General features: G+C 44.2%; 22 protein-coding genes. 1 reads left to right on the top strand and 21 read right to left on the bottom strand.

Features of this window, described 5'->3' with window-relative positions; translation table 11 throughout:
• Positions 1–152: 152 nt before the first annotated feature.
• From ACQRCC_RS04930 to ACQRCC_RS04940, 3 genes are all read right to left on the bottom strand, one after another.
• Positions 153–800: a GTP pyrophosphokinase gene (locus tag ACQRCC_RS04930; RefSeq protein WP_427849693.1), complete on the bottom strand. Its 648-nt coding sequence runs from the start codon at positions 798–800 to the stop codon at positions 153–155.
• Between the two features lie 123 nt (positions 801–923).
• A complete protein-coding gene (locus ACQRCC_RS04935; protein WP_427849694.1) occupies positions 924–1,448 on the bottom strand; it encodes a cob(I)yrinic acid a,c-diamide adenosyltransferase in 525 nt (174 codons plus the stop codon).
• Positions 1,449–1,571: 123 nt separating this feature from the next.
• Positions 1,572–2,636, bottom strand: coding sequence for a PTS transporter subunit IIC (locus ACQRCC_RS04940; protein ID WP_427849695.1), 1,065 nt, complete (start codon positions 2,634–2,636; stop codon positions 1,572–1,574).
• 435 nt (positions 2,637–3,071) lie between these two features.
• Here ACQRCC_RS04940 and ACQRCC_RS04945 point away from each other — a divergent pair, with 435 nt between their 5' ends.
• A complete protein-coding gene (locus tag ACQRCC_RS04945) occupies positions 3,072–3,335 on the top strand; it encodes a hypothetical protein (RefSeq protein WP_427849696.1) in 264 nt (87 codons plus the stop codon).
• Positions 3,336–3,360: 25 nt separating this feature from the next.
• On the opposite strand, the gene ACQRCC_RS04950 is transcribed toward ACQRCC_RS04945, so the two are convergent.
• The 18 genes from ACQRCC_RS04950 to ACQRCC_RS05035 all read right to left on the bottom strand — a co-directional run bounded on the left by ACQRCC_RS04950 (position 3,361) and on the right by ACQRCC_RS05035 (position 22,730).
• Positions 3,361–4,776, bottom strand: coding sequence for an ABC transporter permease (locus ACQRCC_RS04950; protein ID WP_427849697.1), 1,416 nt, complete (start codon positions 4,774–4,776; stop codon positions 3,361–3,363).
• Positions 4,739–6,259 carry a COG1361 S-layer family protein gene (locus tag ACQRCC_RS04955; protein ID WP_427849698.1) on the bottom strand — a complete coding sequence of 507 codons (1,521 nt, stop codon included), beginning with the start codon at positions 6,257–6,259 and terminating at the stop codon, positions 4,739–4,741. Before ACQRCC_RS04955 ends, ACQRCC_RS04950 begins: the two co-directional genes overlap by 38 nt.
• On the bottom strand, positions 6,243–6,980 hold the full coding sequence (locus ACQRCC_RS04960; RefSeq protein WP_427849699.1) for an ABC transporter ATP-binding protein: 738 nt from the start codon (positions 6,978–6,980) through the stop codon (positions 6,243–6,245). Before ACQRCC_RS04960 ends, ACQRCC_RS04955 begins: the two co-directional genes overlap by 17 nt.
• A 153-nt stretch (positions 6,981–7,133) precedes the next feature.
• The gene (locus ACQRCC_RS04965; RefSeq protein WP_427849700.1) at positions 7,134–8,774 is read right to left on the bottom strand and encodes a Na/Pi cotransporter family protein; all 1,641 of its coding nucleotides are present in this window, start codon (positions 8,772–8,774) and stop codon (positions 7,134–7,136) included.
• A gap of 135 nt (positions 8,775–8,909) precedes the next feature.
• Entirely contained in the window at positions 8,910–9,266 is a 357-nt protein-coding gene (spoVAE, locus tag ACQRCC_RS04970; RefSeq protein WP_427849701.1) for a stage V sporulation protein AE, read from the bottom strand.
• Between the two features lie 12 nt (positions 9,267–9,278).
• Positions 9,279–10,292 carry a stage V sporulation protein AD gene (locus tag ACQRCC_RS04975; RefSeq protein ID WP_427849702.1) on the bottom strand — a complete coding sequence of 338 codons (1,014 nt, stop codon included), beginning with the start codon at positions 10,290–10,292 and terminating at the stop codon, positions 9,279–9,281.
• A 91-nt stretch (positions 10,293–10,383) separates the two neighbouring features.
• Positions 10,384–10,728 (bottom strand): Hpt domain-containing protein, encoded by a 345-nt coding sequence (locus ACQRCC_RS04980; protein ID WP_427849703.1) that lies wholly within the window; start codon positions 10,726–10,728, stop codon positions 10,384–10,386.
• Complete coding sequence (locus tag ACQRCC_RS04985; protein WP_427849704.1) at positions 10,706–13,615, bottom strand: ABC transporter substrate binding protein; 2,910 nt, start codon at positions 13,613–13,615, stop codon at positions 10,706–10,708. The genes ACQRCC_RS04980 and ACQRCC_RS04985 overlap by 23 nt, the downstream gene beginning before the upstream one ends.
• Positions 13,515–15,797, bottom strand: a complete 2,283-nt coding sequence (locus ACQRCC_RS04990; RefSeq protein WP_427849705.1) for a diguanylate cyclase domain-containing protein — start codon at positions 15,795–15,797, stop codon at positions 13,515–13,517. The genes ACQRCC_RS04985 and ACQRCC_RS04990 overlap by 101 nt, the downstream gene beginning before the upstream one ends.
• 53 nt (positions 15,798–15,850) lie before the next feature.
• Positions 15,851–18,013 (bottom strand): EAL domain-containing protein, encoded by a 2,163-nt coding sequence (locus ACQRCC_RS04995; protein ID WP_427849706.1) that lies wholly within the window; start codon positions 18,011–18,013, stop codon positions 15,851–15,853.
• A 65-nt stretch (positions 18,014–18,078) separates the two neighbouring features.
• Entirely contained in the window at positions 18,079–18,540 is a 462-nt protein-coding gene (locus ACQRCC_RS05000) for a SpoVA/SpoVAEb family sporulation membrane protein (RefSeq protein ID WP_427849707.1), read from the bottom strand.
• Positions 18,541–18,557: 17 nt separating this feature from the next.
• A complete protein-coding gene (locus tag ACQRCC_RS05005; RefSeq protein WP_427849708.1) occupies positions 18,558–18,983 on the bottom strand; it encodes a stage V sporulation protein AB in 426 nt (141 codons plus the stop codon).
• On the bottom strand, positions 18,943–19,629 hold the full coding sequence (locus tag ACQRCC_RS05010; RefSeq protein WP_427849709.1) for a stage V sporulation protein AA: 687 nt from the start codon (positions 19,627–19,629) through the stop codon (positions 18,943–18,945). Before ACQRCC_RS05010 ends, ACQRCC_RS05005 begins: the two co-directional genes overlap by 41 nt.
• Positions 19,620–19,781 (bottom strand): hypothetical protein, encoded by a 162-nt coding sequence (locus ACQRCC_RS05015; protein ID WP_427849710.1) that lies wholly within the window; start codon positions 19,779–19,781, stop codon positions 19,620–19,622. The genes ACQRCC_RS05010 and ACQRCC_RS05015 overlap by 10 nt, the downstream gene beginning before the upstream one ends.
• Before the next feature lie 71 nt (positions 19,782–19,852).
• Positions 19,853–20,566 (bottom strand): RNA polymerase sporulation sigma factor SigF, encoded by a 714-nt coding sequence (gene sigF / locus ACQRCC_RS05020; protein ID WP_427849711.1) that lies wholly within the window; start codon positions 20,564–20,566, stop codon positions 19,853–19,855.
• The gene (spoIIAB, locus tag ACQRCC_RS05025) at positions 20,545–21,039 is read right to left on the bottom strand and encodes an anti-sigma F factor (RefSeq protein ID WP_427849712.1); all 495 of its coding nucleotides are present in this window, start codon (positions 21,037–21,039) and stop codon (positions 20,545–20,547) included. Before spoIIAB ends, sigF begins: the two co-directional genes overlap by 22 nt.
• The gene (locus ACQRCC_RS05030) at positions 21,040–21,351 is read right to left on the bottom strand and encodes an STAS domain-containing protein (protein ID WP_427849713.1); all 312 of its coding nucleotides are present in this window, start codon (positions 21,349–21,351) and stop codon (positions 21,040–21,042) included.
• An 83-nt stretch (positions 21,352–21,434) separates the two neighbouring features.
• A complete protein-coding gene (locus ACQRCC_RS05035; RefSeq protein WP_427849714.1) occupies positions 21,435–22,730 on the bottom strand; it encodes a tetratricopeptide repeat protein in 1,296 nt (431 codons plus the stop codon).
• Positions 22,731–22,734: the final 4 nt, after the last annotated feature.

The following is a 22,734-nucleotide window of genomic DNA, read 5'->3' on the forward strand; positions in this document are numbered from 1 at the left end:
TCTTTATCATCATTATTACTGTCGATACAAATATTAGTTTTATTTTACTCTACTTTCCACATGAAAAGCAAGCTATGTATAAAGATTCCAAAGATATAAAAAAGATTGCACATCCCGCGCAATCTTTTTCTCTGATTCACTCTGTACGTTTCTTAAACTCTTCCTGGCTCTTCCAGACACGCCTGAATAGCGTTGTTGAGCGACAGCATCTTTTCATCCAGAGTTGCCACCATCTCGGCACACTCTCTTAAATCTCTGCTTATATACTCCGGAGCATTCCCCTCAAACTTGTAATATATTTTGTGCTCCAGGCTCGCCCAGAAATCCATTGCTATCGTTCGTATCTGAATCTCTACCTTTGTATCCACTACACTGTCCGACAAAAATATCGGAACAGATACCAACATATGATAACTCTTATAGCCACTTTCCTTCGGATTCTTAATATAATCCTTAATTGCCAAAACCTTCAAGTCGCTCTGATTTCCAATCATCTCTGCCAATTTGTAAATGTCGGATGTAAAAGAGCAGATCAAGCGAACCCCAGCTATATCATTAACATACTTGACCATGTTCTCTATGGATGTCTCATGTCCGTTACGTTTCAGCTTCTTTACAATACTTTCCGGAGTCTTAATCCTCGTCTTAATATGCTCGATCGGATTATAGCTGTGCACATGCTGAAATTCATCATTCAGAATCTCAAGCTTTGTTCCAACTTCCTTAAGTGCTGCCGTATACAGAAACATGATTGTCTTCCAGCTGTCAACATCCTCATAATTCTTAATTGCTGCTTCCATACAATCCTCTCCTCTCCTGACGAAGAGTTGCGCCGTACATATATCTCATTATTGTTATTATATCACAATATGGAAACATTGTCACAAACTTCACAGTTATTTAAGAAAAGGATTACAATCTCTCTAGAATTCGATTCCCTGTCTGGCTGTGCGTCCTTCATCATAAGGATGTTTTACCTTGGACATCTCCGTAACATAGTTTGCCATATTAAGCAGATTTTCCGATACATGGTGGCCGGTCATGATTACTTCCAGACCACGCGGTTTATGTTTCAGAAAATCCAACAGCTTTTTCTCACTCAAAAGCCCCAGATCCACCGCACAGACTGCCTCATCCAATACCAGTACGTCAAAATTAACGCTGAATTTAATAATCTCATCCAGAGCCTTGGTATTATAATGACGGTATTCTGCTTTTTCATCCTTATTCATCTGACTGTAAAACTTTGTATGGCGCTTTCCCGGAAGGCAGGTAATTCCCGGAATCTGTTCCAGTGCTTTTCTCTCGCTGGAAGAATTATCCTTCATAAACTGGAATACCAGTACCTTGAGCCCACTTCCCGCTGCCCGGACTGCCTGTCCCATCGCCGCTGTTGTCTTGCCCTTTCCGTCTCCATAATAAATATGAATTAAACCTGTTCCTAACATCTGTATCTCCCTTGCTTTCTCTCTAGTCTGTAAAAAACCGCATCGCGCTTCTATCAAGAATGCCATGCGGTTTTTTTTCCTGATGTAATTATTGTAGGGATTTTCTCCTGATAAGTCAAGGTTTTATAAATCAAGTTTCATATCGCCAAACTTAATCCAGTTCTTTTTCCTCATAAATTCAGAAATTATAAGTGTTACAACAGCCGGAAGAATAATCTGGATTACCAGAATCTTAATCAGTACAACCATTGCTGCTTCTGACTGAATCATGGTCTGCCAGGTCATAATCTGTCCCACAAGTCCGGCGGTTCCCATACCAGATCCTGTCGCATTGCTTGTCATATGAAGAACCATCGTTCCAACTGGCCCAAGAATCGCACTGGATAGAATAACAGGAAGCCAGATAATCGGCTTTCTGACAATATTCGGCACCTGAAGCATGGATGTTCCGATTCCCTGTGCAAGAAGGCCTCCAATCTTGTTCTCACGATAGCTTGCAACTGCAAATCCCACCATGTTACAGCAGCATCCTACTGTAGCTGCTCCTGCCGCAAGACCGGACAAATTCAGAATGATACCAAGGGCTGCTGAACTGATCGGCAGAGTCAGAATCATACCCATCAGCACAGACACAACGATTCCCATCAGAAATGGCTGCTGCTCTGTTCCCCAGTTAATAATTGCTCCAAGTCCTGTCATGAATCCGGAGATCGGTGGTCCAAGAAGAAGTCCCACTGCGGAACCTGCCCCGATAGTTACAAGCGGAGTTACCAGGATGTCTACTTTTGTCTTTCCGGATACCAGATGTCCCAGCTCAATTCCTACATATGCTGCAATAAATGCTCCCAGAGGCTCTCCGGGTCCTGCATAGACCATCGTTCCTTCCACCAGTACCGTTCCCGCAAGGAGCTTGCTGGCAAATGCTCCCACCATTCCTGCAGTTGCTGCAGATACTACCACAAGCTGGCTTTCCTTGAACTTATAAGCTACACCGATTCCGATTCCTGCTCCGGTCAGGGATGCTGCTACTTTGCCGAGAACAAACAGCATATCCCCGATATTTCCACCCAGAAGCTGTCCTATCTGCTGAATAATCGTTCCCACGATCAGTGTAGCAAAAAGTCCCTGCGCCATGCCGCTCAATCCATCAATAAAAATTCGATCCAATATTTTTTTCACTTTTTCCATTGTACTCTCTCCTAATAGTTTACAATCATTTTTACAACTGTCTTGTCACCTGTCAAAGTGTAGCACATTCATTCCGGGAAATCAAGTATTGTTTTTCTTTGAACAATCCACTGACCTTCATTTTTTCTTTAGATATTTTAGAACTTTCTAATGATATCTTCACTATTTCTTTAGAAGGATGTCACAATTTAGCCACATTTATTTTATATACTAAATACATCAAAACAAAGGGGCCGACGGAGGTACACGACAGATGGTCTGGATTTCCGCCGGCGTCGACTAAAGACATTAACTAACATTTAGATAAATTTTCTCTCATTCCTTTCTTTTGGGGCTATCTGGAATACACAGATAGCTCTTTTTTTGTCCTTCTTTACTTCCCCGGCTAAATCCGCTATACTAAAATTCATCAATACAAAAGGAGGTGCCCGATTCATGTTTCGTTTATGGGCAAAAGAATTTAAAGACAACAGAATGGTCCGGGATACCGTCATCTGCGACGACAGTGACGATACCCGGACCCATAAGATTTTCCATGCACTGGATGCCATATGTTATGAATTTGATTTAAGCAAGCCTATCTGGCTTGACAGTACCGTCCAGGAATTTAAACGGCACGACAAAGCCCGTTTTTATCAGGATAACTTTGTGGACTCCATTGATTTTGATTATCTGGAGATCCATGTGATTGAGGAATAATCCTTCACAGTCTCTGCTTCTATGCCTACTCGCCTCTGATTGCGGCAAGCGGACTCAGGCGCATTGCACGAAGTGCGGGGAAGTAACCTGCCAGTATTCCCACCAACATAGCAAAACCAATTGCCGCCAGCACCAGCCATACAGGGATATGAGAAATGTTCACACCCTCCATACCCATGGCCGCTCCATGCCCTGTAAGTGCATTGATTACAGCCGACATTAGATAACTTAAGATACTTCCGATCACACCTCCGATCAGTCCGATAAATGCTGCTTCTATCAGAAACATCTGCTTAATATTGCGAAGGCTGCATCCCAATACTTTAATAATTCCTATCTCTTTGGTTCGCTCATAGATAGACATCATCATTGTATTTGCTATACCGATGGCTGCCACCAGAAGGGAAACTGCTCCGATGCCGCCGAGAACAGCCTGTATAATGGCAAGCTGCCCCTTCATGCTCTCCATGTATTCTGCATTGGTGCTGGTATTGTAACCCATCTGGCGAATGGCTGATACAACACTGTCCACCGCTTCAATATCATCCACTTTTACCTGTGCATAAGAGTAAGAAAACTCCCGATAGGCTTTCCCAGATTTTGTGGTCGGCTGTCCGGGTATGACTCTTCCTGAAAATTCCTTTTTCAGCACCTGCTTCAGAGTATCCAGATTACAATATACATTATAATATCCCGCCGTATAGGTTTCCGGGTCGCCCTTCAACACTCCACTTGAACGGACTGCATATTTCTGTACAGGCTTTACAGCATTCTGATTCCCACCTTCTTTCACATCTCCCTGAGACGCCGCCATTCCCTGTGAATCCTTCGCCTGATAATAGCCGTCCTGATCCAGAATAAGAAATACAGAATCATTCTCCAGGTCAATATCCGGAAGTTCTCCGGTCTCCCAATAAGGGTTATTACCAGAACGGTCCGTAAACTGTGTAATGATACCATTTCCATAGATCAGCTCCAGCTTGCTGCCGCTTTTGGGGATGGTTCCTCCCGGGCGAAGCTCCAGATTCTGTGCTGCAATTCCTTCTTCCGGCATACCGATCAGCTGTGCCCATCCCTCATACGGCCCCTTCAACATAATGACCGGCATTTCATAGACCGGAATCACCATTGTCACATGCTCCAGCTTCTTAAGCTCCTCCAGTGCCTCGTCCGTAATTCGTTTATCGGACTCTTCAGAATCGCCACCGTTATGATATATAATCATACTGTCCCCGGCACTTGCCCCTGTCACATTGATGGTATTTAACCCACCGGACATTTCCACATCTTTATAAATAGCCTGCTGCATTCCAAGTCCCAGTGAAATCATTACCACAATGGAAGTAGTTCCAATCAGCACACCAAGAATCGTCAGGAAGGTTCTAAGCTTTCGCCTCTTTAAATTACTGCTGCTCATCCTCAGAAGGTCTATCCAGCTCATCTAACAATCCCTCCTCTTCTTCTGACAATAATTGTTTCTTCTTTTTATTTCTGATTACCAGAACTGCTGCAAGCACAATAAGAATCACTACAACGATCAGAACCGGAATCACCGGAAATCCTTTTTCTTCCGACTCCATGGTCTCCATACCTGCCGGCTCTTCCATTTTCTCAGTCACAGTAAGGGAGAACTCTTTTTCTGTCGTAGATACTGCTCCCGCCTCATCCTCGTAGGACAAAGTCATTTTCACCTTTCCGGCTGCCGTGCCTGCTTTCTTTCCTTCCAGCATAGCATCTATGGACGCACTGGCCCCTGCCTCTACATGACCGATAAATACCTCTTCCCGCTCGATATCACTTCCTTCAAAAACAGCCTTTACATTATAAAGTTTGATACGGCCCAGATTGTAGAGACTGCAGGATACATTGGCTTCATCCCCCACCTCGATTGTATCCGGAGTAATCTCAAACTCACTGAACTCATACCTGGCATCCTGCTTTACCGGTATGGAAATGCTGGACTGCGCCTCTATCTGTGAAGCATTACCGTCCTCGTACTGCATACTCAGATTAATGCTATAAGGCTTCTGCACCAGATCCGCCTTGGCATTAAGCTGTATGGAAATATCAGCTGTACCATTTGCTTTCATCCCTTCCAGATAAATAGAGTTGGATCCGGATGTGGGAAGAAATGCCGGAGCAGCCGTCTGCTCATCACTTCCCTCTGTCGGTGCCGTGAGTTCAAACAGCATATTGCTTACTCTGGTGGATTTGGAAGTGTTTTTCAGGTGAATAGTTAAAGTGAAATCACTGCCCGCCTTCACCTGTACCGGATCTGTAGAAAATCCCGTCACAATAACCCTTGGTACCGAACCATTGCCGGAGCCGCCGCCCGAATAAGTAACGCCCCCATTATCAAATCCTCCTGCCTCTGCGGTCAGAAGCCCCTCATCACTTACCGCCTGCTCCTGCCCCTTTCCCTGCGATTCTCCCGATTTGGGATCTTCCTTTGCTTCCTCAGCCGGTTTCGCCGTCGTATTTACATAGAAAGACTGCTGATTATTAATAACCTGAGCCCCAGTTCCGTCCGTTGCCGTAACAACAAACGTCAGCACAAACCGTGCCGTTGGCACATCATCTCTCTCCGTAAAGGTAAATTTCACCTGAGCCGTTTCTCCCCTGGGGAGCAGTGCAATCGTTTCACTGTAGCTCTGATATTCCGTCTGGAAAGGCCATTTTTCTCCTTCCTCTTTTAAAATTGGCTCAACTGTTACATTCGAAAGATCCTGATCTCCGGTATTGGTCACATTCAGTATAAAATCCTGTTTTTCCCTGTATTTATAGGTCAGCACCTTATTATCGGGTACCGAAACCTTTACTGACGGTCCAGCCGGTTCCGCTGCGGTGACCGGTATTCCGCCTGTCATGATAAATGCCATAATAACCGCAAGAATCATACATCCCCACTTACTGATTTTCTTCATTTTCCCTATCCTCCTGCTCTTTTTTTATATCCTTTCGATTATCTTCAATCCGGACGATTTTCCCATCAATAATATGAAATATCCGGTCTGCATATGTGGCGAGATGATCATCATGGGTTACCATGACCAGAGTCTTCTTCTGTTCACGAACCACCTGCTGCATCAGCCTCATAACCTCCTCAGACGTATGGGAATCCAGATTACCCGTAGGCTCGTCGGCAAATATGATATCCGGATCCACCACCAGAGCCCTGGCAACGCCCACTCTCTGCTGCTGTCCGCCGGACATCTGATTCGGCATGTGATTCTTATGGCCGCCAAGCTTCACAAGCTCCAGCATTTTTTCCGCTTTCTTCAATCTTACCGCCCTGGGCACACCGCGAAAGCTTAATGGTAGGGCCACATTTTCTACCGCATTCATAGTCCCCAGCAGATGGAAGGACTGAAACACGAATCCCACATGATCCCGCCGGAACTTTACCAGCTGTTCCTCCCCTAATTTTTCAATATGCTGTCCACTGATAACAATTTCCCCTTTCGTAGGTTTTTCCAGACCGGCAAGCATATTTAAAAGCGTCGACTTTCCCGAACCCGAGGTTCCTACAATGGCACAGAACTCTCCCTCATATATCGCAAAGTCCACTCCGTCCAGCGCGTGTACCACTTCCGTGCCTACCCGATAAAGCTTATACAAATTCCGGACTTCTATTACCTTCCTCATAATACCCTCCTCTCACAATTACTGATTCCATCATATACGATAAAACAAAAGACTTCCCATATGAATTTATGAAGATTTTCTTAATATTAAAAAAGAAGATACGAAATTCTTTGTATCTTGAATTTCATATCCTCTATGGTTTTATAATAGGAACTATGCAATCTGTTCCAGCACTTCTTCTGCAATATTCCTGGAATGGTCAGACACACGTTCCAGACATACCAGTGCATCCAGGAATACCACTCCTGCTTCTGTATTGCACTGTCCGCTTGCAAGTCTCTGAATATGCCTGCTGCGCAGTGATATCTCCAGATCATCTGCCTGAGTCTCTTTCTCGATTACCTTCAGCGCACTTTCTCTGCTCTGTTCACGGAAACTTTCCAGCGCATACATGTAACTGTCGACGCAGATATCCAGCATCTCTTTCAGCTGCTGTGTACCAATCTCTGAGAAACTGAGTTTCTTTTCCTGCAGAGTTTCTGCAAATTCAGAAATATTCTCACAGTAATCACTGACACGTTCAATATCCGACACCATCTGCAACAGATGAGATACTTGCTGATGCTCCTTCTCGCTAATCTGAAGACCGCTCAGTTTAATTGCATACTCGGTAATTCCAGCACTCAGCTTATCCACCTTGGTTTCTTCTTCTTTCAAAAATGCTATATCCTCTGCTTTTGTTGTAAACATAACATCCTTTGCTACTTTCAGGGACTCTGCTACGATTTCTCCCATACGAAGCACTTCTTTTACGGTTGACTGAAGTGCAATACCAGGAGTCTGCAGCATACGGTCATCCAGCAGCACCCGGCTGTCATCCTGCTCGGCTTCTTCCACTCTGCCGATCTTCTTAGCCAGGTTAATGATCAGGTTGGATGCCGGGAAAAGCATCACCGTCGTTCCGATATTGAAGACTGTATGCACCATACTGATCTGAGTCTGGGAAATGAGTCCTGTTCCTCCCGTTGGGTTCAGCACTTCAAAATATAAAATAGCTATGACGCTGAAGATGACTGTTCCGATAATATTAAACAGAAGATGCATCAGCGCTGCAGTCTTCGCATTCTTCTTTGCACCCATACCGGACATCATCGCCGTCACACAGGTACCGATATTCTGTCCCATGATAATGTAAATAGCCGCACTGAACGGCACCAGCCCTGCTGCCGCAAGACTTTGCAGGATACCTACTGATGCAGAGGAGCTCTGGATCACAGCAGTAACCAGCGCACCTGCAAATATACCCAGAAGCGGGTTCTGTCCCAGTGTTACAAACAGATTACAAAAAGCCTCCGATTCCTGAAGCGGTGCCACGGATGATGACATAGTAGAGATACCGATAAACAGGATACCAAATCCAATGATAATACTGGAGATATCCTTTGCGGAACGCCGCTTTCCGGTAAGCATAATAACAACACCAATGATTACAGCTATCGGTGCCAACTTGGACGGACTCAGGAATTCTGCCCATTCCACGGATGATACCAGCCATCCGGTTACGGTTGTACCCACATTGGCACCCATGATCACGCCCATTGCCTGGGTCAGGTTCATAATTCCCGCATTTACAAATCCGACAACCATGACAGTCGTCGCGGAAGAACTCTGAATAACAGCAGTGATTGCTGCTCCAAGCAGTACTCCCATCAATTTGTTTTTCGTCAATACTTCCAGCAGTGATTTCATCTTATTTCCGGCTGCATTTTCCAGACCCTGTGCCATGATCTGCATACCGTAAATAAACATTCCGAGTCCCCCGACAAAGGGGATGATAATATTTACGTAGTCCACTGTTTCCCTCCCGAATCTCAGAACACCCCGATGTTCCTCATTCTTTTCTCATTTGTTATTTACTTTTCATACAATTTTCATCATAACACCTTTATTTATGGAAAACAATTATAAAATATGATTTTGTCCTAATGCCTACTTTTTCATCTTTGGCTCAAATACTATTGATGCAAGATATCCAAAAATCAGTGCTGCACTGATGCCTGCCGCACTGGACTTGAAACCTCCCAGAAAGATGCCGATGAACCCTTCTTTATCTACCGCTTCCTTTACTCCCTTGAACAGCGTATTACCGAATCCGAGCAGCGGAACACTGGCTCCGGCACCTGCAAATTCCTGAAAGGGCTGATAAAGCCCCAGAAATCCAAGTATGGCACCGCTGCATACCAGAAGCACCATTATCCTGCCCGGCATCAGCTTTGTCCGATCCAGAAGAATCTGAACCAGAGCACATATCAGTCCCCCTGTCCAAAATGCATTAATATAATCCATAACCTCTCCTTTCTAGCAGTGCTCCAGAACAATCCCATGGGCTATTCCCGGCACGCTCTCCCCCTCGTTATAGCTTACAGTGGACAAGAGTGCTCCTGTAGGAACAAAAAGTACCCTCTTCCATTCCCCTTTTATGATTTTGGGAAGAATATAAGCAGCTAATGTGACAGCCGCACAGCCACAGCCGCTTCCTCCGGCATGAGTATCCTGAGTCTGCCGGTCAAATATTGTCATCCCACAATCCATATGATTTTTCATAATATCCAGTCCTTTTTTTCGCATCAGATCAAAAAGAATGCTCTGTCCTACATACCCCAGATCCCCTGTAATGATCCGGTCATAATCCTGTTCTTTGTATCCAAAATCCTCCAGATTCTGAGCAATCGTATCTGCTGCAGCAGGAGCCATACAGGCACCCATATTCTGAGAATCCTTTAGTCCGAAATCTACGATCTTTCCCACCGTCACTCCTATGATTCTAACATGACTCTTTTGCATACCCACTACGAACGCCCCGCTTCCTGTCACCGTCCAGTGTGCGGAGAGCGGACGCTGATTCGCATAACTCAGTGGGAAACGGAATTCCTTTTCAGCCGTTCCAAAATGGCTGGAAGTTACTGCCATCATATAGTCTCCATATCCTGCTGCCACACTCATCGCTGCCAGCGCCAGCGCCTCCCCGGATGTGGAACAGGCTCCAAATAGACCGAACAGGGGAATCTGCAGGCTTTCCACACCCATGGAAGTGGCAATTCCCTGTCGAAGCAGATCTCCTCCAAAGATACATCGTATTTTCTCCGGGCCCAGATGTATCTTTCCCAGAGCGAGAGAACACGCCTCCTTCTGCATGGTTCCTTCCGCCGCTTCCCATGTATTCTCTCCGAACAGATTCTCTGAATCTATTACATCAAAGAACTTTCCCAAAGGTCCCTCTCCTTCCTTCTTACCTGCCACTGAGGCTGAGGATAGAATGTAAGGCGCCTCAGAGAACCGGATGCTCTGCTTACCTTTTGTTTTCTGAATCATTCTGTCACCTCCCATTTCTATACTAGTATTCGCCGGTTTTTCTTTATTATTCACCATTATGTGCCGGTTCATCGAAAAAAAGGAGACAGCCTTAACTGTCTCCCAACGCTCCTATCAGAGCATCATATGCTGTTTTCACCTCCGGCAGATACTGTTCTGCCGTCTCTCTGTCACCCTTTCTTAATTCCTCCACCAAAGGCACCAGCGCATCATTTAACCGGACAAGGCTCAGGTTGCCTGCTGCCCCTTTAAAGGCATGCGCATATTGAAATGCCTTTTCAATGTCATTCTGTCCCAGCGCATTCTCCAACAGTCTGCAATAATCATCCTCCCGGAATCTTTTCAGCATTTTTTCATAAAACTCTATATCATTATCCATCCGTTTCAGGCCCTGGTTCACATCCACTCCTGCTTTAAATAATCTGTATCTGTTCACTTTTTTTGAAAACCTCCTGAAGTGTCTCATATAAAATATCTATTTCTATAGGCTTTGCAATATGGCCATTCATACCTGCATCCATTACTGCCGAAATATCCTCAGCAAATGCATTTGCCGTCATAGCAAATACCGGAACATCTGACGCATCTTTTCTTCCACTTTTACGAATAGCACGCACTGTCTCATATCCATCCATCTCCGGCATGTTAATATCCAGGAAAATGCAGTCAAAATATTTTTCCGGAGACTGTTCATAGATTTCCAGTGCTTTCTTTCCATTCTCAGCACAGCTCACCTCTATGCCGGTTCGCTCAAGAATCTTTACCGCAACTTCCATATTCAGCTCCACATCTTCCGCAATCAGAACACGCCGTCCTGAGAAGTCATAATTTTCGGTTCGTCCCTCTGTATGCTCCTCTACTGTTTTTCCAGCAACACGGCTCAATACATTAAAAAGAACAGATTGAAATATTGGCTTTGTCACGAAATAATTGGCACCGGCTTCTCTTCCTTCGTTCTCCACCTCATTCAGGTCAAATGCAGAGAGAAGAACTACAACAGACTCGTCTCCGTAGATTGTTCGAATCATGCGGGTGATCTCCATGCCATCCATGGATGGCATCTGCCAGTCAATGATACAGAGACGATATGGATTTCCTTCATTCTCTGCTTCTCCCAAAGCGTCTAAGGCCGCCTCTCCATCCATCACATAATCATAAGGAACACCCAGACGTTTCAGAAGAATTCCACAATATTGACAAGTCTCCTCGTCATCGTCCACTATCAGTGTACGGATGTTTTCAAAACCTTCTGCCACAAACCGGACATCTTTACAGGAACCGAAAGGAATGTCTGCAATAAAAGCACTTCCTTCTCCCGGAGCACTCTCTGCCCGGATGGTTCCTCCCATCATTTCTACCAGACTTCTGGTAATAGAAAGACCCAGTCCACTACCCCCGTGTTTGCGTGCCGTAGATGCATCCTGCTGTTCAAAAGGCCGGAACAGACGCTTCAGCATGTCTTCATTCATACCGCAGCCACTGTCTTTCACTACAAACCGCATGTAAACCTTATCCAATGAACGGTTGGTCTGGGTAACAGTAAAATCTATCGTTCCTCCGGAAGGAGTAAACTTCACCGCATTAGACAACAGATTCATCATAATCTGACTGATCCTTAATTCATCTCCAACCAGTGACTCTTCCGTAACTCCGTTCATATGCATCCTGAAAGTTATATTTTTCTGTTTTGCCTGCTGATAGAACATGGAAACCACACTGGACAACTGCTTTTTAAAATCAAAAGGAACATTTTCCAGTTTCATCTTACCACGCTCAATGGCCGACATATCCAGAATATCATTAATAATTCCAAGCAAAAGCCGGGAACTGGATTCTATTTTCATCAAATACTCTTTCACCTTATCCGGAGAATTCACTTCTGTCTTTGCTATGGTCGTCAGACCGATCACCGCATTCATAGGTGTCCGTATCTCGTGGCTCATCTGAGCCAGGAACTGGGACTTTGCTCCATTAGCATTTTCAGCCGCCAGCACCGCTTCTGCAAGCTGCCTGTTCTTCTCCTCCAGTTCCATACGTCTTCGTCTGGCATATTCCGCACGTATCAAAAGCACGATCACAGCCATAACAACCAGTGCTGCTCCTACCGTAATCAATATCACTTTTCCATGCTCTTCCCAGAAACTCGTACGCTGATTAATAATCACCGCATCTTCCGGAATTATTTTTTCAGATATCTGAAAACGGTCCAGCACATTCTGATCCAGATAGAAACCATTCGGGCTGTCATTCACCATCGCAATAGAGGCCGGATCTGTGCCATTCAGAATCTCCATAACCATTCTTCCTGCAATGACCCCGGACTCCTCGTGGAGCACAATATTTCCACCCAAAACTCCATCACCAATACCCGCCTGGACAAATCGGAGCACAGGAACTTTTGCATATTCCCGAAGCATGTGACAAATCTGCTCATTCGTATACAGATTTCCCTCCTTATCTTCCGAGAGAATCAAATATATCAGAATCGTATCTTCTTCCACATCTGAAATGGCCGAAATGATCTCCTTCTCTGTCAGGCGCGAACCATTGATCACACCAAAATCAAGCTGGGGATAATCCTTCTCCTGTGCATAAAACTGCTGCTGTTCCCCTTCCCCGGTTACTGTATCATCTACAATAGCCAGTATGTGTTTTGCCTCTGGCTGAATCTTAAGAGCAAATTCAATATTCTCTTTATAAGAGAAACTCTCAATCACGCCAGTTACCAGTGGATCCTGACTCATCTCCCGGGCATACTCAATATTATTTATTCCCTCAAATACCACGGGGATTCCCGGAAATAACTCCTCCCGGTATTTCATTGCAAATTGAAAAGCCGCATCATCCCCTACGATCACTGCATCATATCCCCCGGCATGTTCTTCCTTGAACTTCACTCTCTCCAGAAGCTCCTCCTCCGCAATCTCCGGCGACAGATTTTTAGTATCCATAAATTCCACATCCAGCGATACACTGTCCGCAAGTGAAGTCTGGATACCTTTCATCTGCAATGGCACTGTTGACCATGTATAAGAATAAGAGCTGATAAACAATACCCGGCGGCTTTCCGCCATCCGGGTTTCTGTTTTTTCCTCATCCTGTTCCTGTGCCAGAACCTGTCCCTGATTGCAGAGAAAAAGAATGACTGCAGCCACTGCCGCCGCTATGCGGCATATATATCTTTTCCCGCCCTTCATAAACAGTCTTCCTCCATTTACCTGATTAATCCGCAAAACAATATGTTCCTTTTTTCGAAGTTTTGACTCTGTAAAGTGCCTTATCTGCCAACGCATACAGTTCTTCGAAGCTTCTGGTATTATCATAAATCATTACCACTCCTATGGACGCGCTGACCGTCACCGACTTACCATCCTTTTCATATGTTACACGGAATTTCTCCTGAAGTGACTGGATCTTCTTTTCCACTGCATCTTCAACCGTACTTTCCAGAAAGATAATGAATTCATCTCCTCCCAGACGACAGACAATATCCTGACGACGGCAGTTCTCTTTTGCAATTTTGACAAAATTAATCAGTGCCTGATCTCCACACATATGACCCAGAGTATCATTCAGTTTCTTAAAATTATCCATATCCAACAGAAGAAATGCATGACAACATCCCTGTGGAAGAGACTCCTGCATCTTCTTCTGGATCCTCTCCTTTGCCGGCTGTCTCTTAAATGCTCCGGTCAATGTGTCATAAGTTGCTTCCTTCTCAAGTTTCATCTGTTGTTTCTTACGCTTATCAATATTCCTATATACCAGATAAGCTATCAATTCTTTCTGATCTTCCGACTTTTTCACCCGAATATTGCAGGCAATCCAATACACATTGCCGTCTGCTTCTTGAGTCTGATATTCCAGAACCGTATCATAAATACCTGTTTCAAAACATTCCTGTATTGCCTGTCTGGACATGCGCAACAAAACATCCTCCTTATATTCCGGCAGGACTTTTTTACTCACGTAGAAAGCAATCAATTGAGTGAATGTTCCCCGCATCTGATCAGATGTACCGGAATCAAAAGAATTCTCAATCACCCGGTCTTCTGTTATATTCACTTCCAGATATCCCATACAATCTGACAGGAGGGACTTGCGGAAATCCTGCTCCCGCTTCATCATCATCTGATTTTCCTTCTTCTGGGTAATATCCTCCAGCATTCCTATCGAATGCGGAGATACCAGCTTCTGCTTATCAAAGAGGTTGACCAATCGCACTCTCAGGAAACGGTTCTTTCCCTGAATCTTCACAAATAATTCCCGTTCAATCTCCGGCACATAGTCATACACTGACTCAGCAACCCTTACTACCCTGTGCATTGCAGATAGATTATTCTTCTCCATCTCTTTCAGAAGCCAGGATAGCTCAATACACTGACCCGGCAGTCCGAACTCCTTATACTTCTCATTCATGAAGTAAATCTTCTTTTCAATGCCATCAAACGTAAAGATACACAGGTTACTGCGTTCTGCCACGATACGATAGATTTCTTCATTCATGGACAGCTCCCTGTAAAGCGTCTGAATCTTTTTTCTCTCCTTTACATTATAATATACATAGACAGCAATCAACCCGATAAACAATATCAGTATCTTAACAGTCAGAAAAAGCATGTCTTTCTGATAATACTTTACCTCTCGCTCAATAACCTCCCGGTTAACTGCCTCATACAGATACCAGCTGCTGTTCTCAACCGGTGTCAACATAACGATTTCATTTCTGGAAATATTAAGAACAGAAAACATCATTTCCTCTCCGTTCTCCATTCCCTGCAGCACCTGACTTTTATCGGTAATATTCGTATTCTCTTCGTCAAATTTAAGACTTCGCAACGTATCCTCTATGCTTTTTTCCCTTTTCTCTCCTCCGTGTTTCAGCAAATATGTCCCATCGGTATTCGTCAGGCAGATTGCCTTTATTCCACTTTCTCCTTCCACATCCTCCCTTTCCCTCAGGGATTCAAGAAGCATCATACTGTTTATCGGCAGTTCACCAAACAAAACACCTTTTACACTGTCATCTGCACCTGTGACAGGGACTGCCACAATTGCCTGAAACTCTTCATTTTCTTTGCTGTCGGTTATGTAGCGATTTCCCGACATGGCTTGACGGAAGAAACTCTGATCCTGTACCTGAATACTCTCACCTGTGGACATCTGTGCCTGTCCGTTTTTATCTGCAATTCCAAAACGGGTGAAATCCATTCCCGGCAATTCTTCCATCCTACTCAGAAATTCTGTGCAACGCTCTGCCGTTATGTCCTCTTCTTTTAAAGCTACAGCATCCTTTTCCAATACGACAAAGTACTGCTGAATCTCATTCTCTATAATCTGACAGTTCTTTCGGGATAGATTCTTTATATCTTCAATTCCTCTTTTCTGCTCATTCTTTATCAGAATAGCACTGAAATCATAAAGCGCAAGTGCAAGAAATGTCGTCACACAAATCAATATGAGAATATAACTTAATAACTTATTCTTTTTTAATCTTTCTCTCATATCATTCCTCCGATATTACAGTCTTTTCAAGACTGTATCAGACAGTTTCTATCTTATTCCCGATGTTCGAGTTTCCAATGTTCCACTGCATTTTTTACAGACAGAAGCAAAAGTTCCTCACTGTACGGTTTTCCCACAAAACGTTCTGCCCCCATTCGAAGTGCCATCAGGTCACTGTTCTCATCTGACTCGGATGTTACGATTACCGGAATCTCCAAAACAGCTTTCTCCTGTGCCCTCTTCCTCATAAACTGGAATCCATCCATCACCGGCATCATCAGATCCAGCAGAATCACTGACACCTTTCCAGGATGTTCATTTAAATACTCAAATGCTTCCATACCATTCAGGGCTTCCTCGACATTATAGAATGGTTCCAGCATATCCCTGAGAATTTCCCGATTCATTCCATTGTCTTCCACAATCAGAACCGTATCCTTCTTTACTTCAGACGGCTCCGGCGTAACGATTTCCAAATCAAACGGCTTTTCCTGTTCTTCCAGTTGTTCCAGACCATCTCTGTCCATGAACTTTTCAAAATCGCTCAGAGACATCGGTTTTGCATAATAATATCCCTGTACGAAATCACAGCCGAACCGTTTCAGCTGTTCCACCTGCTCTCTGGTCTCTACACCTTCGGCTATGGTAACCAGATTCAGCCATTTAGCCAGACTGATAACAAAGCTCAGTATACTACGTTTATTCTCCGTACATTCCTGAATAAATCTCATATCCAGCTTCAGTACGTCCACCTCTATCTCACTGAGCATGTTCAGAGAAGAATACCCTGAACCGAAGTCATCCATCTCGATTTTAAATCCACTCTGCTTCAGTGTATGAATCTCTTCTATAAGCCCTTCCTTTTCATCCGTATAAACAGATTCTGTAATTTCCAGATGCAAAAACTCTCTGTCAATTCCATAGCCATCAACAAGATTTATAATCTTCTCCGCCAGATCCGGTGTCTCGAAATCCATTCGGGATATATTAACTGATATCGGTACGATACTCCGCCCCTCATCCATCCACCGCTTTATATTTCTGCAGGTTTCCTCCCACACATAAAAATCCAGCTGAGTAATAAATCCATTCCTTTCAAACAACGGAATGAATTCTCCCGGTGACATGAATCCAAATTCCGGATGCTTCCATCGAACCAGCGCCTCCGCACCGGATATATGGCTGCTGTTAATATCATATTTGGGCTGATAGTACACCTGGAACTGATGCTCCCGCAAAGCTTCCTCCATGCAGTCCTGTATCTGCTGTTCCCGCAAAAGCTGCGCACGCAGAGAATCATCATACCGCGCCGCATATCTGCCGTACATGTTCTTGATTCTCTTCAGCGCAAGTATTGCCCGGTCACACATTCCAAATGGAGGAATGTCCCGACTTACATTTTCATATATTCCATATTTAATAACCACATTTCGAATCGGAACTCCCTCTCCATCTTCGTTCCACTGACGCAGAAGTGTTCTCTTCCAGCTTCCGTCTCCATGCTCGATCAGAATCGCAAATACATCCCCGTGCAGCCTTGCACAAATTCCCCGATCACCTAATATCTGCCGATACCGGTCAGCCATATAACAAAGTACCTGATCTCCGACCTTTGTTCCCAGCCTGTCATTAATTAGCTTGAACTTCTCCACATCTGCAACCACCATATCGTATTCGATATCCGGGTTACACTCCAACAGTCTCTCTACCTCAAGATAGAAAGACTCTTTACTGTAAAGCCCTGTCAGGCGGTCACGCTCCACCATATTAAGAATCGATGCCGTCTCTCTCATTCGTATGATCCGATCCACTCTCCGCCTTACGATTTCCGGACGATAAGGCTTTAACACATAATCTGAAGCACCACTCTCCAGGCATCTGACCTCATCTTCCTCACAGTCCCTGGACGTAGTCACAATGACCGGAATAGAAGAAAATCCCTCATCCTTCGTCAGAATATCCAAGAATTCATATCCACCCATTACCGGCATGATCAGATCCAGAAGAATCAATGATATTTTATGCGACTTACTCCTCAGTATTTTCAGTGCTTCCGCCCCGTTCTCCGCATTAACCATCTCATAATAGTCACCCAGGATCCGTCCCAGCACCTCCCTGCTGATATCATCATCGTCCACAACCAGTATTTTCCTTCTTCTGCGTCCGGTCTTTTCATAATAATTATTCAGAATATTGTTATTGCCCCTATATTCCATTCTATCTTTTGCCTCCCCCGCTCAAAAACATGCGGTTTAAAAAACTAAAACTACTAAAAAATATTTTAACACACCCCCGTCAATTTGCCAAGCCAATAGACAAATCCAAGTAACCAGCTTGTGAAAATTCCATAAAGAATAACAGGTCCCGCTATCGTAAATATCTTACATCCGATCCCCATGACCTGCCCTTCCTTTTTGTACTCAATTGCAGGTGCAGCCACCGAATTTGCAAATCCGGTAATCGGCACAAGCGCTCCCGCACCACCCCATTTTGCGATGGAAGGATAAATATTAAGTCCCGTAAGAATCGCACTTGCCAGAACCAGAATGACACAACTCCAACTTCCGCTGATATCTTTACCTAGTCCAAGCTTTTCGCAATAATTCAGAATTCCCTGTCCGATCACACAGATGATCCCGCCGGTCACAAATGCCTTTGCCATATTGGAAGGCAAACTGTGTACCGGCGTTTTCTCCTTCACATATTCCTGATATGCCTGTTTTTCTTTCTCTGTTATTGCCATATAATCTCACCTCTCCTTTACAGTTTTCCCCATCGGTTCAGGAAAAACACCAGCGCCCCCATTCCTTTTCCCACCGCCATGGCAAGAATTGCCCATGGAATACAGCGCACCAGCTTCACTCTCCTTATAAATATGGGAAATACATTTAATATTTCTGCCAGTGCCATCGACCAGCATCCCACAAAAATCCCTGCCAGAACGCCAAAAACCGGAAGGATCCATCCAGCTCCCGGTATAGAAATCTGATAGACAAAAAAAATATTTCCCAGAATTCCTCCAAGAGCTACGCTGTCCTCATAGAGCAGAATATGCTCTCCGGTGTGGATCCTGTCTGCAAAATCTGACACCACACCAAGCCCTATAATAAAAGAAAACAGTCCGGCTGCCACCGCAATTCCCGTACTAATTCCGATGACTGCCAACACGATTTGTAGTACCCACATCCACTTCTTTCTCCTTTCTTGCATAGGTCTCCACAAGAGTTGTCTGAATATCATTTTCATACAGACGCATCTCCACTTCCATAGGAGTCGGATCCACCGAGAATCTTTTCTTTCCAAAATGGTTAAAGAACACCAGAATCCCTATGATCAGCCCTATACAATAAGTAAGCTCCAGTATCGTAAATCCATCCGAAGGTTTTCCTGTCAGAAGCTCATAAATCTGAGAAAAAAGCTTCGACACATCTACGTCATTATTAAATGCCATAATCGAAAATGCTGCTCCCACAAAAGTAATCATCACCACTGCCCCGGTCTTTATTCCATGTATCATCACTCCCGCGGTCTTCTGATCTTCATAGGTTACAATAATATCCGGCGGTCCCAGGTTCTGAATATCCAGAGAGGGATACTTTTCGTGAATGCATTCAATGATCCGAAGGACTGAGACGACAGTTCGGCTTCTCCCCTTTTTCTTTTCCTTTTTGGGATCGTCAATAAATTTAAAAAGTCTGAGTGCCTTAAGTTTCGGAAGAATGTCAGGGTTCGCACACTCCATGGTAAGGATATCTCCCAGAGTCACATCAGACTTTGTTACTTCCACATTCTTTTCCCCTTTAATATAGACGGTTTCTTTAGTTACTGCCATAATGTGCTCCCCTCCGATATGGTCACCAGTGTTCCTTCATTTACCTGACTGTCATTGTCCCAATCCCCGAAGTAATAAATCACACCGATAATAATTGCTGCCGCCACCACAAAAATTAAGCATACCCTCAGTTTTTTTCTGGCCTCCTCCATACTAAAACCTCCTCTCGATTCTTGTGTTAGTATGGATTCAGCCAGATAAAAATATACGTTGGGTATGCTTTTTAAATTTGCTCTCTTAATTTTTTTAATATTTTTTTCTCCGTTCGAGATACCTGAACCTGCGAAATCCCCATGATTTCTCCCACTTCCGTCTGTGTTTTATTTGCAAAATATCTGAGAAAAATAAGCTGTCTTTCATCCTTTCCCAACTGGTCCAGAAGCTCTTTCAGCAGCATACGGTCCAATACCTTGTCTTCCCTCACCTCCTGCTCTTTCAATTTATCCATGAGCTGAATCTCATGTCCATCCTTCTGATAAATGGTCTTGTGAAGAGATTCTACCTCAGCATTTGCTTCCATAGCCATTACCAGCTCCTCTTTTTCCACCCCCATATAATCCGCCAGTTCCTGGAGCGTCGGCTCCCTTCCCCATTTTTTTCTCAGTTCTTCCTGAACAAGATAGGCTTTATATGCAATTTCTTTCAAGGAACGGCTCACCTTAATCAGACCGTCATCCCGGAGAAATCTTTTGATTTCTCCGGATATCATGGGAACTGCATAAGTAGAGAATTTAACATCATAAGAAACATCAAATTTATCAATCGCCTTTAGAAGGCCAATACTGCCAATCTGGAACAGATCCTCTGCTTCAGCTCCCCGATTATAGAATCGTTTTACAATACACCAGACCAGTCCCACATTTTCCTCTACCAGCTGTGCCTTCGCCTCCTCATCCCCTTCGTGAGATTTCTGAATCAGAGCGATTGTGTGGTCCATAATTCCCGTCCTTTTCCTATTGTTTTCTTCATTCTCACCACCGTCCCCTGTCCGACCTGAGAGATAACTTCCACTTCGTCCATAAATGCTTCCATGAAGGAGAATCCCATGCCTGACCGTTCCAACTCCGGTCTGCTGGTATAAAGAGGTTCCATTGCCTTCTTTACATCCGGAATACCCACTCCATGATCGATTACCTCAACCCACAGTGTTTTTCCTTCAATCCGACACTGGATTACGACCGTATGTAACTCATTTTCATATCCATGGATGATAGCATTGGTCACAGCTTCCGAAACGGCCGTTTTTACATCCGACACCTCCTCCAGGGTTGGATTCAGCTGTGTCATAAAGGACGCCACCGTCACCCTTGCAAATGCTTCATTGGATGACCGGCTGTCAAAGGAAAGCTGCATTGCATTATCCGGTCTGACGGATTCCTCTTTTTTCCATTCTTCTGTTATTTCTCTCATCTAGTTATCCTCCTCTAATATCTGCATAATCTTTGTCACACCGGACATGGCCAGTATTTTTTTCATTCTCTCACTGGTATGGACTGCCCACACCTCTCCTCCAAGCATATAGATTTTCTTATAGCGTCCCATGATTACTCCTATACCGGAACTGTCCATAAAACCGGTATCTGCAAAATCAAATATGACATAACGGATATGATTTTTCTCTATCAGATGATCCGACTCCCGTCTGATTTCCTCCGCATTGTGATGATCCACGTCCTGTGGCAGAAAAATAGTCAGACAGTTTTCCTGCACTTCATATTTCATATTACTCCCCCATTCTAGAAATTATATGGCAGCAAAAAAGGATATACAGTCTTTTCTGCATATCCTTCTCTTTTGTATTTTTTCTATTCTTCTGAATTTCCGGTAGTATCAATATTCGGGTAATTTGTTTTCACCTTATCCATCCATACACCGGCATTTTCTGTATCGCCTGCCGCCTCATAAGAACGTGCCAGAAGATACATGGCTTCTCCATCATCATATCCTTCGTTCATCTGCATCAGCAATGTCAGGTTCGCAATTGCATCCGTATAATTTGCCACATCATAATTCTCAATGGCGTTATTATAAAGCACACTTCCATATCGGTCGAAAACATTCTCCTTCATAGTCTCATAAGCTGACCTTCCGAAGGTGCCGAGTGCATCAGGATTTACTTTCAAAAGCTCCTGTACCATATCCGAATCACTCATGTCCGACTGCAGATAATGCTCGTACATATTCATAACAACCTCATAGCTGTCCAGCGTTGATGCTGCGGTCTGCTGCGCACTTTCTGTCTCTTCGCTCGCAGCACGGTATCCCTCCAGCTCCTTTTTTAGCGCACTGATCTGGGCTTCCTGAGCAGCAATTTTATCACTGAATTTGACCACCTGACTATTGGTCTTCTCTGTTGTAGACTTACTTACTGCCGGCATGATCAAAAACCACATAACTGCAATACCGACCACCAGACCTATCACAATATTCAGAATTGTCAACATCCCCGTGTTATCCTTAATACTGGATGATGCAGGCTGAATAATTGTCTCATTTCCAATCTTATAAGTAACGGTCTGTGGCTTTTCTTCTTTTTTTGCTTTTGGCGTCTTTTTAGGCACCTGTTTTAATTCATGCATATAACGCAGAGTAAGATCACTTGTAGTATCCAGCTTATGCGCTGTCTTCAGCACCTGTCTTGCCTTTGCATACTGCTCCGTGTGAATATACAAAAGAGCAAGAAGCTGGTAGGCTTTCAGAAAGGACGGATGGGCCGCAACTACTTTCTTAAGCTGGATTATAGCCAGGTCCTCTCCATTCTGTTCACAGTATTGCAGGCACTGATTATATCTTGCAATTGCCTGATTCACTTCATCAAGCTTCTCCGGATTCTCCTGAAGCTTCTTTATATAATAATTGGCGATATTGTCGTGGGATTTTAAATTTTTACTGAGAATCCACTCAACCAGAGCCTCCCCCACTTCTCCCCGGCCGTAATATACCAGACCCAGAAGATTTCTAGCCGCAATATTCTCCCTGTTAAACTGCAGGCTTTTTTTCAGAGATGTCACCGCACCGGATAAATCCCTTATCTTTGCCCGCTTCAGTCCATCATTGTACCAGTAGTTGGACTGGTACACCAGTTTCTGTGTATACTCCATATTG

Source organism: Sporofaciens sp. SGI.106 (assembly GCF_050314255.1).
Classification (GTDB): Bacteria; Bacillota; Clostridia; order Lachnospirales; family Lachnospiraceae; genus Claveliimonas.

Coding starts and splice junctions, on each gene's coding strand:
- sigF (WP_427849711.1), bottom strand. CDS start 20,566: ATGGACCACACAATCGCTCTGATTCAGAAATCTCACGAAGGGGATGAG.
- ACQRCC_RS04985 (WP_427849704.1), bottom strand. CDS start 13,615: ATGATAATACCAGAAGCTTCGAAGAACTGTATGCGTTGGCAGATAAGG.
- ACQRCC_RS04930 (WP_427849693.1), bottom strand. CDS start 800: ATGGAAGCAGCAATTAAGAATTATGAGGATGTTGACAGCTGGAAGACA.
- ACQRCC_RS05010 (WP_427849709.1), bottom strand. CDS start 19,629: ATGGCAGTAACTAAAGAAACCGTCTATATTAAAGGGGAAAAGAATGTG.
- ACQRCC_RS05030 (WP_427849713.1), bottom strand. CDS start 21,351: ATGAAATATGAAGTGCAGGAAAACTGTCTGACTATTTTTCTGCCACAG.
- ACQRCC_RS04960 (WP_427849699.1), bottom strand. CDS start 6,980: ATGAGGAAGGTAATAGAAGTCCGGAATTTGTATAAGCTTTATCGGGTA.
- ACQRCC_RS04955 (WP_427849698.1), bottom strand. CDS start 6,259: ATGAAGAAAATCAGTAAGTGGGGATGTATGATTCTTGCGGTTATTATG.
- ACQRCC_RS04975 (WP_427849702.1), bottom strand. CDS start 10,292: ATGATTCAGAAAACAAAAGGTAAGCAGAGCATCCGGTTCTCTGAGGCG.
- ACQRCC_RS04945 (WP_427849696.1), top strand. CDS start 3,072: ATGTTTCGTTTATGGGCAAAAGAATTTAAAGACAACAGAATGGTCCGG.
- ACQRCC_RS05015 (WP_427849710.1), bottom strand. CDS start 19,781: ATGGAGGAGGCCAGAAAAAAACTGAGGGTATGCTTAATTTTTGTGGTG.
- ACQRCC_RS04990 (WP_427849705.1), bottom strand. CDS start 15,797: ATGAGAGAAAGATTAAAAAAGAATAAGTTATTAAGTTATATTCTCATA.
- ACQRCC_RS04940 (WP_427849695.1), bottom strand. CDS start 2,636: ATGGAAAAAGTGAAAAAAATATTGGATCGAATTTTTATTGATGGATTG.
- ACQRCC_RS05000 (WP_427849707.1), bottom strand. CDS start 18,540: ATGGCAATAACAGAGAAAGAAAAACAGGCATATCAGGAATATGTGAAG.
- ACQRCC_RS05035 (WP_427849714.1), bottom strand. CDS start 22,730: ATGGAGTATACACAGAAACTGGTGTACCAGTCCAACTACTGGTACAAT.
- spoVAE (WP_427849701.1), bottom strand. CDS start 9,266: ATGGATTATATTAATGCATTTTGGACAGGGGGACTGATATGTGCTCTG.
- ACQRCC_RS04935 (WP_427849694.1), bottom strand. CDS start 1,448: ATGTTAGGAACAGGTTTAATTCATATTTATTATGGAGACGGAAAGGGC.
- ACQRCC_RS04950 (WP_427849697.1), bottom strand. CDS start 4,776: ATGAGCTGGATAGACCTTCTGAGGATGAGCAGCAGTAATTTAAAGAGG.
- ACQRCC_RS04995 (WP_427849706.1), bottom strand. CDS start 18,013: ATGGAATATAGGGGCAATAACAATATTCTGAATAATTATTATGAAAAG.
- spoIIAB (WP_427849712.1), bottom strand. CDS start 21,039: ATGAGAGAAATAACAGAAGAATGGAAAAAAGAGGAATCCGTCAGACCG.
- ACQRCC_RS05005 (WP_427849708.1), bottom strand. CDS start 18,983: ATGTGGGTACTACAAATCGTGTTGGCAGTCATCGGAATTAGTACGGGA.